The organism is Demequina mangrovi (assembly GCF_000759715.1).
Taxonomy (GTDB): domain Bacteria; phylum Actinomycetota; class Actinomycetes; order Actinomycetales; family Demequinaceae; genus Demequina; species Demequina mangrovi.
Genome location: NZ_BBLU01000005.1, coordinates 94007 through 106095, shown reverse-complemented (window position 1 = coordinate 106095; position 12089 = coordinate 94007). Strand labels below are relative to the sequence as shown.

Genomic DNA, 12089 nt, shown 5'->3' with positions numbered 1-12089 from the left:
CGGGGCCGTCCCCCATCGGAGGTCCCGTGCTCGACCGCATGCGTCGCAACCCGTCGAACGCCCATCTGAGCCTCATGCTCGTGCTGACGTTCTCCACCGGCATCATCGACGCCGTCGGCTACCTCGGCCTCGATCGCGTGTTCACGGGCAACATGACGGGCAACGTCGTGATCCTCGGCATGGCGCTCGCCGGAGACACCGATCTGCCGGTGGTCGGCCCGCTCATCGCCCTAGTGGGATTCATGGGCGGCGCGGCCGCGGGCGGACGCGCGCTGCGCGGCGCGGCGGCGGCGTGGACGGCCCGGCACACGGTGCTCTTCGGCGCGGTCGGCGTCGCGATCGCGCTCGCCGCCGTTCCCGCATCGCTGCTCGACACGGAGCACGTCGCTCTCCAGTACGCGATCACCGCGACGCTCGGCATCGCGATGGGCTGTCAGGCCGCGGCCGCGCGCCATGTCGCGGTCAAGGACGTCACCACCGTGGTGGTGACCTCCACCATTACGGGCCTCGCCTCCGACTCGACGCTCGGCTCGGGCGGCGGCCAGCCGTGGAAGCGCCGCGCGGGCGCGATCGGCCTCATCGGCGCCGGCGCGCTCACGGGCGCGCTGCTGCTCGAGGTGCACATCGGCGCCGGCATGGCGCTCTCGGCGCTGCTCACGCTCGGCGTGGCCTGGCTGGGCCACATCACGCACCCGGGCCGCCTCGACCGGCTCGCCTACGACCAGGTCTGAGCCGCACCGCCCGCCGGCTCGCCAGGCGCCGGCGCGCCCTGCCGGGCCCGCCGGCGCATCGTCCGACATACGTGCTCGGACCCTCCCGCATGTCGGAACGGTCACCGCACGCTCCGCCATGCGTGCCGCCGCACGCCCATGACAGGACCCTAGCGGCGGCTATCTGCCAGGCTGGACATGGAGACTTGAGTCTTGCGCGCTCAAGTCTTATCCTGAACGTGGAGCGCCGAGAGCGCCCGCCCGAGAGGGCGCCAACCCTTCCGGGCCACCCATCCTTGAAGGAGGTCAGATCATGGCACGAGAGGTTCTTCGTCGTTCGGTTCCGGCCGCGGCCGCAGGTCCCTGGCCGGACGATTTCCAGCGCATCGTCCAGCAGTTCTTCGGCGACACCGGCACGTCGCTCGCGGGAGCCTTCTCCCCCGCCCTCGACGTCGAGGAGACCGAGGACGGCTTCACGATGCACATCGAGCTGCCGGGCGTGAAGCCCGAGGAGGTCGACGTCTCGCTCGAGGAGAACGTGCTCACCGTGTCCGGCAAGCGCGACTTCTACGACGAGAAGGACGCCGACGGCTTCCGGCGCGTCGAGCGCCGCTTCGGCAGCTTCCACCGCGCGGTGCGGCTGCCCGACCGCGTCGACCCTGACAAGGTCGGCGCGACGTACAAGGACGGCCTGCTCACGGTCACGGTCGCGAAGGCCGAGTCCGCGAAGCCCCGCCGGATCCAGGTCAGCACCGACCGATGACGTGACCGCGCGCCGGCAGATCGAGGCCGGCACTCGGCCCGCCCCCAGCTGACCGAGACCGGGGACGTCACGAGGCCCCGAGCAGCGACCCCTCCTCGGGGCCTCACGCGTGCCGTGGACGCACGGCGCGCAGCGCCGTGCGCGCGTGGGCTACGACCATGTCGAGGGGCAGCGACGCCCCGACGTCCGCGAGCCGCGCCGTCTCCTCGGGACCGAGCGCGCGATCGAGCGCCGAGCACGCCGCCGTCAGGTCGCACGCGACCGTGAGAGCCGGCTCCTCCTCGCGCTCACGCGCGACGCCGAGCAGCATGGCAGCCTCGACGGGAGCGGCTTCCGCCGCGAGCGCGACGGCGGTCCGCGTCGCCGCCCGCGTCGCCGACGACCACCCGGTGCTCGCCATCACGGCCCACGCCTCATCGAGGCATGCGACCGTCATCTCGGCCCGCCCCGCGATGAGGGCGACCCGGGCGACCGCGTTCAGGCCCGCCGCGAGCGGGAAGTCGGCGCTGATCTCCCTCCACCGCGCGAGCGCGGCGAGACAGGGCCCGAGCGCCGCCTCCGCATCACCGTGCGCGGCGACGACGACCCCATCCATGAAGTCCACGTACACCAGCGGGCTGACGAATCCGTGCGCCGTCGACACGGCCCGCGCACGCGCGAGGAGCGCGCTCGCCTCAGCGAGCGCGGGTGCCACCTCGACGCTTCCGCGCACCGCCTGCGCGAGTCTCAGCTCGGCGAGCTGGACCGCTCCGAACACGACGAGCTGAGGGTCCTCAGGATCCTGCTCGAAGACCTCGCGGGCGGCCTCGACGGCGTCGGCGAGGCGCCCCTCGTTGCCGAGGATGACTCCACGGGTGAACGGCAACCACGCCGCGCCCGGCACGTGTGGAGCTTGGGCGAACGCCGCCTCGGCACGCGCGAGCAGTGCACGCGCGCGCCCGAGCCGACAGTCGATCGCCGCGATGTGCGCCGCAGTGTGCAGGATCTGTGCGGCACGCTCGGCGGAGAGCTCGGCCAGGCGCGGATCATCGATGATCCGGTTCACCCAGTCTCGTTGGCGAGCGCCATAGCCGCGGTCGCCCCACGAGCTGCCGCCGCTCTGGGCGATGTCCGCCGCACTCGAGAGGTCCCCACGGTCGAGGGCTCTCTCGATGGCGGCCTGGGCATCGAGGATGACGCGGTCGAGCGGGATCGCCCATCCCTCGACCGCGTACCACCAGTCGTCCGACACCTGCTCGAGGACCCCGTACACCCACGCCGCATGGCGTCCGTCGAGCAGATCCCGCTCTGCCCCGACACGCTCCGATGCGAATTGCCGCACCGGAGCGAGCATGCGGTACCGGTCCTCGGTGCGCTCCACGACGCAGCTGTCGACCAGGTTCGCGACAAGCGTGGCCACACCGTCCCGCGCGAGCGGCTCGTAGCCGCACACCATCGCCGCCGCATCGAGATCGAACGACGCGGCGAAGACCGACAGCCGCGCGAGCAGGGTGCTCTCCTCAGGCGAGAGGAGGGCGTGGCTCCACGCGATCGTCGCCTCGATCGTCCGATGACGAGAAGTGGTCGCGCCTCCCGCCGTCAGCAGGCCGAGGCTCGACGTCAGCGCCTCGGAGAGCGATCGCAGCGGCAACCCGCTCGCGCGCGCTGCCGCGAGCTCGAGCGCGAGCGGGAGCCCGTCGAGCCGCGCGCAGATCGCCGCGACGCTGGCCGCCGCGTCGTCATCCATCTCGAACCCGGCGTCGACCAGCCTCGCCCGCTCGACGAAGAGCCTGCCCGCCTCGCTGCGAACGACGTCTTCCGGAGTCGCCGCGCTGGGCATGGTCATCGCGGGGATGCGCCATACCTGCTCGCCAGGGACGCGCAGCGGCGCGCGGCTCGTCGCGAGCACCCTCGACTCCGGGCCGCCCGAGGTCAGCGCGGCGACCACCGGCGCCACGGCCTCGGCGACATGCTCGCAATTGTCGAGGACCACGAGCACGCCACGGCTCCTCGCGTGCGCGGCGATCGCGTCGAGAGGGTCGCGCTCCTCCGTGTCCGCGAGGCCGAACGCGTGCAGCACCTCGACGGCGACATGCCGGCCGTCCGCGACCCCCGCCAGCCCCACCCACACCACTTCACGCGCCTGTACGGCCTCGTGCGCGACACGGAGCACGAGCCGGGTCTTGCCCGCTCCGCCGGCGCCGATGACCGTCACCACGTCGCGCCGCGCGATCAGCTCGGCCACCTCGCGGACCTCGCGCTCGCGTCCGATCAGGCGCGTCCGCTCGAGAGGGAGCGACGGCGCCTGCGCCGCCGCCTCGCTCCGACGTGCGGGCGGCGTGGACGCGACTGCGACGCCGCGCAGCAGTGCGAGATAGCGCCGCTCGATCTCCGGGTCCGGATCCACCCCGAGCTCGTCCGCGAGCGCGGCTCGCAGGCGCTCGTGGGCGCGCAGCGCGTCCGCGCGGCGACCCACCCGTCTGTACGCATCCATGAGCGCCGCACCGACGCGCTCATCCGCGGGCCTCTCGCTCGCGATCTCCTCGAGCGCCTGCACGGCCGCGTGGTCGCGGCGCACCTCGACACGCGCCGCGAGGAGGTCGACCTCGACCGCATCCCGGATGGCGGCGAGCCGCGCCGACTCGGCCTCCGCGAAGGGCAGTCGAATCCCCGCGAACGGTGTTCCCGTCCAGAGCGCGAGCGCACCCTCGAGCCTCGCGAGGCGCCCCGGGCCCTGCGTTCGCGTGGCCGACGCGGCCGCCCGCTCGAAGCGCCGCACATCGACGCTCTCGTCTGGAACCACGAGCGCATACCCGGCGGGACCGGTGCGCAGCACCTGCTTCGCCGACTCGCCGCCGCCGAGGAGCGCCCGAAGGTGGGAGACATAGGTGCGGACCACCTTGACCGCGCTGGGAGGCCTCCCCTCGGGCCACAGCGCCTCCTCGATGGACTCGACGGCGACGGGTTCGCCACGTCGAATGGCGAGCAGCGCGAGCAGCCCTCGACGACCAGAGCCTGCGACGGGGACGGTCGTGCCTCCCACGAGGATCGCGATGTCGCCGAATGCGCGGATCTCACACGCGCCTGTCCCACGGGAACCGGGCGTCAACGCCGCGTCAACCACGTGTCAACCTCCTCCCCCGAGGCTGGAACCGCATCCCGCACCGCGCCGGACCCGGTCGACGCACCAGGCACGACGCGGGGCGGCGCCGCTCTCAGCACCCTAGCGCGGCGGTCGGATGCCAGGGGAGGAATCGGGAGGAGAGATCATGACCACGCACCGCTACACGATCGCATGGCCGACGACGCTCACCGGCGTCACCAGCAGGTTCACCGGGACGAGCCGCAGCAGCGTGCGGGCCGGCTCGGCCGCACGCGGCGCCGGCCCTGCAGCCGCCGGCGACTCTCTGGCCGAGGCCCAGGCGAGGCTCGAGGCGACGCTGGCGAGCACGCGCGGCACCGAGATCGCCAGGCAGCCGACGTCGGAGCCCGCCGTGGCCCGCATGGTCGCGATGGTCCGAGCCCTGCAGCACCTGGGTCGCGGCTGAACCGCTGGCGCGGGCGGCGGGGTCAGCCGACCACCACGTCGTCGGCGTGCGCCGCGTAGAAGTCGCTCTGGCCGCGCACGATCTCGCGCATCGACGCCCCGCGCTCGACGCCGTACACCGTGCCGGTGAAGTCGAGGCCCTGCTGGATCGCCCAGACCTCCTCGTGCTGGTCCGGCGGCAGGGTGCTCGCGGGCGTCCCCACCGCGATCCACCCGATCGGCACCACCGTGCCCGCCGCGAGCGTGGTGTTGACCTGGACCACGCCGCGGATGCGCACCTCGCAGCCGTGCTCGAGCACGGCTCCCGGGAACAGCGCCGCGCCGGTCGCGATGAAGCACTCGTCCCCGACGTGGGCGCCGTTGAGGTGCACGTGCGGACCGATGACCACCGAGTCGCCGATCTCCACGTCGTGGCCCTTGCGCGCCTTCACCACGGCGTTCTCCATCACCACGACGTCGGCGCCGACGGCGATGCGGCCGTCCTCCGCCGTGAGCACGGCACCGTGGAGCACCCGCACCCCGGGGCCGAGCGTCACGTCCCCCGAGACCACCGCCGTGGGGGCGACGGTCGCGGTCGGGTCGATGGTCGGGGTGCATCCACGGTGTCTCACGATCATGCGGACCATCGTAGAGAGCCCCCCGGACGCGCGACAGGGGCCCGCGGAGGATGCCGCGGACCCCTGTCCTCGCGCGCGCCCCGGGTCGCGGGGCGCACGGCCCCCGTCAGGCGGCGGACCACCCGCCGTCCGACGGCAGGATCGCGCCGTTGAGGTTGACGCCGTCGTCCGAGAGCAGGAACGTGATCGACGCCGCGAGCTGCGCCGCCTCGACGGGAGCCGGCAGCACGGCCATGGCCGTGGTGATGCGCTCCTGCGCGAGCGGCGAGTCGAAGCGCGCCTCGATGTTGGTGATGACGGGACCCGGAGCGACCGCGTTGACGCGGATGCCCGACGGGCCGTAGAGGAACGCGCTCGACTTGGTCATGCCGACCACCGCGTGCTTCGACGCGGTGTAGGCGACGCCCGCCGCGGAGCCGCGCAGGCCCGCCTCGGACGCGACGTTGACCACCGAGCCGGCTCCCGCGGCGAGCATGCGCGGCAGGACCGCGCGTGACAGCCGCATGACGCCGTCGACGTTGACCGCGAAGACCCGCGACCAGACGTCGTCGGTGACCTCGTGGAGCGGGGTCATGTTGTCCATGATCCCGGCGACGTTCGCGAGCGCGTCGATGCGGTCGCCCGCGGCCTCGAGCACGCGCGCGATGTCCTCCTCCTTGGTGACGTCCGCGGTCACCACGGTGATGTCGAGGCCGTCGAGCTCGGCCTTGAAGTCGGCGAGGCGCTCCGCCGAGATGTCGAGCGCGATGACGCGGCCGCCCTCGCGCGCGACGCGGGACGCCGTGGCACGACCGATGCCGGAGCCTGCGCCGGTGACCACCACGGTCTTGCCGGTGAAGCGCCCCTCCGTGATCCGCTCCTCCCATTCCGGCGCCTCGACGGCGTCGGGAACCTCGGCGGCGGGCTCGACAGGGGCGGTGGACGATGCGGCGGGAGCGCCGCCGACGGCGCGGCGCTCGGTCTCGGCGACGAGCCCGTCGAGCATCTCCTGGCTGAAGCGCCCCCCGGAGATCTTGATGAGCTTGTTCATGGAGAACCGCTTGACGGGTCCGAGCGCACGCTCGGACTGACCGGACTCGGCGAGCATCTCGCGCATGACGTCGCCGGCGACGGGGTGCGCGAGCCAGTCGGCGACCTTGGTGTCGCCGTCGGGGATGGTGATGGACATGTCTACCTCTCGTGTGGAGATGGCGGGACTGCGCCCTGCACGCGCGAGCGTGCGGACGCGGATGGCCCCGGGGATGGCCAGGGAGGGATGCGTCGCGAGGCCGGCGCCCCTGGCACGGCCGCGAAGGCACGCGCGCGCGTCTCCGCCCCGCGGGACGGCCGGCATCGGTCGGACATCGTGCTCCCTCTGCTACCGGACAACGTTGTCCGGTAGCCCAACCCTATACATTCGACCCATGGCCACCAAGTCGAACCGGGGTCCGAGCGCAGCGGCGGAGAACCGCGCCGCGCTCGTCGCCGCGGCGCGCGACGTGTTCGCCGAGCAGGGCGTCGACGGCCCGATCTCCGCGGTCGCGCGCAGGGCCGGGGTCGGGCAGGCGAGCCTGTACCGCCACTTCCCCACCCGCGAGTCCCTCGCGTACGCGGTCTTCGAGGAGAACCTCGCGAGCATCGAGCGGCTCGCCGCGAGCCCCGAGGCGACGCTCCGCGACGTGACCGACCTCGTCACCCACCAGATCGAGGGGACGGCGGCGCTGATCGCCTACGCGAGCGGCTCCGAGCGGCAGGAGATGCGCGCGCTCGAGGAGCGCATGGAGGCCGCGATCGCGGGCAAGGTCGCCGCGGCGAAGGCCGACGGCACCATCGCCGACGAGACGACCGTCGAGGACGTCATGCTCGCGATCGGCATGCTCGCCGCCCTGGTGGTGCGGGCGCCCGCAGGGTCGCGGCACGCCCGTGTCGCGCAGGCCTGGGACCTGCTCATGCGCGGGCTCGGCGCCGCGGGCACCCCCTCGCGCATCGTCCCGTAGGCGGCCCTAGGCGGAGTCGCGCACCACCAGCTCGAGCGGCAGGATCAGCTCCCGCTCGCGCGAGGTGTTGCCGTGCAGGACGTCGATGAGCACGTCGGCCATGTGCCAGCCCATCGTCCGCGACGGCTGGCGCACGGTGGTGAGGGGCACCGAAGTCGCGATCGCCGCCGCGCTGTCGTCGAAGCCGACGACGGCGATGTCCTCGGGGATCCGGTAGCCGCGATCGAGCAGCACCGGGACGGCGCCTGAAGCCATGAGGTCGGACGCCACGAACACCCCGTCGACGGGCTCGCGCCAGTCGAGGATCTCGCGCATCGCCGCGGCCCCGCCGAGCATGGTGAAGTCGCCGTCGACCACCGGCCCGGCCGCGACGCCCGCGGCGTCGAGCGCCTGTCGCCACCCGGTGAGGCGGTCGATCGAGCCCTGCATGTTGAGCGGGCCGGCGATGGTGGCGATGCGCGTGCAGCCGCGGTCGATCAGCCGCTGCGTCGCGATCGCGCCGCCTGCGACGTTGTCGACGTCGACCACGTAGGTGTCGGCCCCCGCGACGGCGGACCGACCGCCGTAGACCACGGGGAGAGACTCGGTGATGCGGCGCAGGAAGCGGTCGCTCGTGTGGTGCGAGACCACGATCGCGCCGTCGACCGCGCCGCCGCCGAGGTAGCGCATCGTCTTCCCGCTCGGGTCGTGGTTGGCGATCATGAGGTTGAGGACGTAGTCGGAGTCCTCGAGCCGCGCGTCGATGCCCTTGACGATCTCGGCGAAGAAGAGATCGCCGAAGAACCGGTTGACGTCCTCGGGCGCGACGAGCGCGATCGCCTGGGACTGCTGGCTCACCAGCGAGCGTGCCGCACGGTTGGGGACGTAGCCGAGCTCCTGGACCGCGCGTCGCACCGCCTCGGCGATGGGCGGCGACACGGAGGTCGAGCCGTTCACCACGCGCGACACCGTCGCCCGTGAGACTCCTGCCAGCGCCGCGACCTGCTCGAGAGTCGGCGGCGGGGTCCGCCCGGGGGCGGTCACGGTCGGGTCCTTGCCTGCGGGCATGGGGCCATCCTTGCGGAGATCACCCCATGCCCGCGGCAGGTGCGCGTCATGTCGCGCCTAGCCCTTCACCGCCCCCGCCATGATGCCGGAGACCAGCTGACGTCCGGCGAACATGAACAGGAGGATGAGCGGCACCGTTGCCAGCAGCACGCCCGCGAGCACGAGCGAGTAGTCGACGAAGTAGTTCGCCTGGAGGATCGACAGCGACACCGGCAGCGTCGGGTTGGTCGAGTCGAGCACGATGTACGGCCACATGAAGTTGTTCCAGCTCGTCACGAAGGTGAAGAGGAACAGCATCGCCGCGGCCGGCCGTGCGGCGGGAAGGCCCACGTGCCAGAACGTCCGGATCATGGAGCAGCCGTCGACGCGCGCCGCCTCGATCAGCTCCGACGGCAGCGCCTGCGAGATGTACTGGGTCATCCAGAACACTCCGAAGGCCGTCACCAGCGTCGGGATGATGACCGCGCCGAGCGAGCCCGTCCAGCCGAACTTCTGCATGAGGATGTACAGCGGCACGATGCCCAGCTGGACCGGCACCGCCATGGTCGCGATCACGCCGACGAGCAGCGGGCCCGAGCCCTTGAAGCGCAGCTTCGCGAACGCGTAGCCGGCGAGCGTCGACAGCACCACCGTCGAGACGCCGACCGTGGTCGACACGATGATCGAGTTCGACAGCGCCTTCCAGAAGTTCACCGCCGGGTTGTTCATCACCGTGGCGGCGTTGTCGAAGAAGTTGCCGCCCGGCCACCACGACATGTTGGGGTCGTTGATGGTGAAGCGGTCGCCCGAGGCGATCAGGAACGACCAGTAGAACGGGAAGACGGAAGCGATGAGGAAGATCGCGAGGGCGGCGTATGTGAACCAGCCGGGGCGCATCGTCGACACGGCGCTCGCGCCGGTCTTCTTGCGCTTGAGGGGGTTGGCGATGGCGGTCACTTGGTCACCTTCTTCGGCTTCGCAGCCTTGCCGGCTGTCTCGCTCGCGATGAACCGCTGTGTGACGAAGAAGTTCAGCAGTCCGAAAGCGACGATGATGAGGAACAGGATCCACGCGACCGCTGCGGCGCGACCGAAGTTGAACTCGCCCCAACCCATGTTGTAGAGGTACAGCGTGATGGTCTCCCACTGATGGTTGGAGCCGCCGCGACCCACGGTGTCGTACATGCGCGGCTCGTCGAAGATCTGCAGGCCGCCGATGGTCGACGTGATGATGACGAAGATCATGGTCGGGCGGATCTGGGGCAGCGTCACGGAGAAGAACCGGCGCATCGTCCCGGCGCCGTCGATCGCGGCCGCCTCGTAGAGGTCGCGCGGGATCGCCTGCATCGCCGCGAGGAGGATCAGCGCGTTGTAGCCGGTCCAGCGGAAGTTGACCATGGTCGCGATGGCGAAGTGGCTGGGGATCACGTCGACGTGCCAGCGGATCGAGTCGATGCCGATGTCGTTGAGCAGCGAGTTGATGAGGCCGTACTTGTCGCCGAACATGTTCGAGAAGATCAGCGCGACCGCGACGGGCGCGACCACGTAGGGAAGCAGCACGCCCATGCGCCAGAAGGTCTTCGCGCGGATGTTCTTGTCGAGCATCGCGGCGATGAACGTGGCGACGATGATCTGCGGCACCGACGACAGCAGGAAGATCGAGAAGGTGTTGCGCAGCGAGAGCCAGAACTCGCGGTCCTGGAGGACGAACGCGAAGTTGTCGAAGCCCGTGAAGGTGCCGCTGTTGCGGACGAGGTCCCAGTCCTGGAACGCGATGAAGGCCGTGTAGACGATCGGGAAGAGCCCGACGAGGCCGAACACGATCCAGAACGGCGAGATGTACAGGTACGGCGAGAGCTTGACGTCCCAGCGCCCGAGGCGCTGACGCCAGGTGAGCGGGGTGCGCTTCCGGTCGGGTTCGCGCGGAGCGGGTGCCTCGGTCTGAGGCTGGGTGGTGGTCATGAGGCGGTTCCCCTGGTGGTGGTGACGATGCGGGCGAAGGGTGCGGGCCGCCTCCCGAGGGAGACGGCCCGCACCGGTCGTCCTGCTAGCCGATCGCCGTCACGTCGGACTCGAACTGCGCCCACGACTCGTCGGCGCTCATCGTGCCCTCGTCGACGCGACGGAGCGCGTTGACCATGGCGTCGTTCACCTGGAAGTAGAACTCGCCCTTGAACGGGGAGACCTCGACGGCAGCGGCGCGCTCGGCGAAGATCTCACCGGCCGGTGCGTCGTTGTAGTACGGGCGGACGTACGACGTCACCTCGTCCGAGGCGGCAGCCGACTCGGAGCTCGGGAAGGCGCCGACGTTCACGAACGCCTTGGCCTGCTGCTCGGGAGCGGTCAGCCACGCCGCGAGCTCGGTCGCAGCCTCGACGTTCTCGCCGCCGGCCGGGACGGTCAGGTACGCGCCGCCCCAGTTGCCGCCGCCGTTCGGGAACGCGTTCGCGATGCCCCAGTTGCCGTCGGGGGCGTTGCCCTCGATGATGCCGAGGAACCAGGCCGGGCAGAGCGTGACGGCGTAGTCGCCGTTGGCCATGCCGGCCGCCCAGTCGTCGCCCCACTGCTGGAGGCCGGACGAGAGGCCCGCCTCGGACGCGGCGGTGAGGGTGTCGTAGACGTCCTTCACCTCGGCGTTGTCGAGCGCGATGACCTCACCGGTCTCGGGGTCCTCGTAGGGCGCCTCGAGCTGGCCGATCATGCCCTGCAGGATCGCGGCGTTCTCCTCGTAGAAGGCGTTGCCCGTCGCGTCGACGTACTGCTGGCCCACCTCGAAGAAGGTGTCCCAGTCACCGTCGAACAGCGCGGCGACCTCGTCGGCGTCGGTCGGCAGTCCCGCCGCCTCGAAGGCGTCGGCGTTGTAGCAGATCGCCTCCGGGCCGATGTCGGTGCCGTAGCCGATCAGACGGCCGTCGGCGTCCGTCGCGGCGTCGACCTTCCACTGCAGCCAGTCGCCGTCGGGCGAGCCGCCGGTGAGGTCCGCGAGGAGGTCCGAGTACTGCATCGCCTCGGGCAGCCAGTCCACCTCGATCGCCTCGACGTCCGCGAGACCGCCGGGGCCGAGCTTGGTGAAGAAGTTCTCACGCGCGGTGTTGGAGGTGTCCGCCACGTTGTACGTGATCGTGACGTTGGGGTGCAGCTCCTGGTACTCCGCGATGAGGTCGTACATGTAGTCCGCGCCGCCCTCGGAGTCAGCCGAGTAGCCGAACTGGTTGAACGTCGCGAGCGTCAGGGTGACGGGCTCGTCGTTCGTCATGGTGTCTCCGCCGCCGGCAGAGTCGCTGGGCGCAGCCGACGAGTCCGTGTCGCCCGAGCTGGAGCAGCCGGCGAGGGCGAGGGCGAGGGTCGCAGCTCCCGCGGCGAACCCGAGGGCGGTCTTACGTCGTGAGAGGCTCACGTTCACTCCTTTGTGTCCGTACTGATGTGTGATCGTGAGAGCGCTCTCGCTGTGAGAGCGCTCTCTCGCATCGGC

Annotated in this window: 11 protein-coding genes; 4 read left to right on the top strand and 7 right to left on the bottom strand. The window is 71.4% G+C overall.

All coding sequences use genetic code 11. From position 1 onward, the window contains the following. Window positions 1–26 precede the first annotated feature (26 nt). Together TR42_RS06145 and TR42_RS06140 are read left to right on the top strand one after the other, a co-directional pair. Window positions 27–731: a YoaK family protein gene (locus tag TR42_RS06145; RefSeq protein ID WP_236623374.1), complete on the top strand. Its 705-nt coding sequence runs from the start codon at window positions 27–29 to the stop codon at window positions 729–731. Window positions 732–1023: 292 nt separating this feature from the next. Next, complete coding sequence (locus tag TR42_RS06140) at window positions 1024–1473, top strand: Hsp20/alpha crystallin family protein (protein WP_052405692.1); 450 nt, start codon at window positions 1024–1026, stop codon at window positions 1471–1473. A 103-nt stretch (window positions 1474–1576) separates the two neighbouring features. On the opposite strand, the gene TR42_RS14215 is transcribed toward TR42_RS06140, so the two are convergent. Then, window positions 1577–4495, bottom strand: a complete 2919-nt coding sequence (locus TR42_RS14215; protein WP_052405690.1) for an AfsR/SARP family transcriptional regulator — start codon at window positions 4493–4495, stop codon at window positions 1577–1579. A gap of 226 nt (window positions 4496–4721) precedes the next feature. Between TR42_RS14215 and TR42_RS06130 the strand changes: the two genes are divergently transcribed. After that, window positions 4722–5000, top strand: a complete 279-nt coding sequence (locus TR42_RS06130; RefSeq protein WP_042214044.1) for a hypothetical protein — start codon at window positions 4722–4724, stop codon at window positions 4998–5000. 22 nt (window positions 5001–5022) lie between these two features. Here TR42_RS06130 and TR42_RS06125 read toward each other — a convergent pair whose 3' ends face one another. After that, the gene (locus TR42_RS06125; RefSeq protein ID WP_042214042.1) at window positions 5023–5616 is read right to left on the bottom strand and encodes a gamma carbonic anhydrase family protein; all 594 of its coding nucleotides are present in this window, start codon (window positions 5614–5616) and stop codon (window positions 5023–5025) included. A 106-nt stretch (window positions 5617–5722) separates the two neighbouring features. Then, the gene (locus TR42_RS06120; RefSeq protein ID WP_042214041.1) at window positions 5723–6784 is read right to left on the bottom strand and encodes an SDR family NAD(P)-dependent oxidoreductase; all 1062 of its coding nucleotides are present in this window, start codon (window positions 6782–6784) and stop codon (window positions 5723–5725) included. 235 nt (window positions 6785–7019) lie between these two features. Here TR42_RS06120 and TR42_RS15190 point away from each other — a divergent pair, with 235 nt between their 5' ends. Continuing rightward, window positions 7020–7592, top strand: coding sequence for a TetR/AcrR family transcriptional regulator (locus TR42_RS15190; RefSeq protein ID WP_042214039.1), 573 nt, complete (start codon window positions 7020–7022; stop codon window positions 7590–7592). 6 nt (window positions 7593–7598) lie between these two features. Here TR42_RS15190 and TR42_RS06110 read toward each other — a convergent pair whose 3' ends face one another. The 4 genes from TR42_RS06110 to TR42_RS06095 all read right to left on the bottom strand — a co-directional run bounded on the left by TR42_RS06110 (window position 7599) and on the right by TR42_RS06095 (window position 12014). Further along, complete coding sequence (locus tag TR42_RS06110; RefSeq protein WP_042214037.1) at window positions 7599–8639, bottom strand: LacI family DNA-binding transcriptional regulator; 1041 nt, start codon at window positions 8637–8639, stop codon at window positions 7599–7601. A gap of 57 nt (window positions 8640–8696) precedes the next feature. Further along, window positions 8697–9515, bottom strand: a complete 819-nt coding sequence (locus tag TR42_RS06105) for a carbohydrate ABC transporter permease (RefSeq protein WP_081953225.1) — start codon at window positions 9513–9515, stop codon at window positions 8697–8699. 56 nt (window positions 9516–9571) lie between these two features. Further along, window positions 9572–10579, bottom strand: coding sequence for a carbohydrate ABC transporter permease (locus TR42_RS06100; protein ID WP_042214035.1), 1008 nt, complete (start codon window positions 10577–10579; stop codon window positions 9572–9574). A gap of 85 nt (window positions 10580–10664) precedes the next feature. Then, window positions 10665–12014, bottom strand: coding sequence for an ABC transporter substrate-binding protein (locus TR42_RS06095; RefSeq protein WP_143058918.1), 1350 nt, complete (start codon window positions 12012–12014; stop codon window positions 10665–10667). Window positions 12015–12089: the final 75 nt, after the last annotated feature.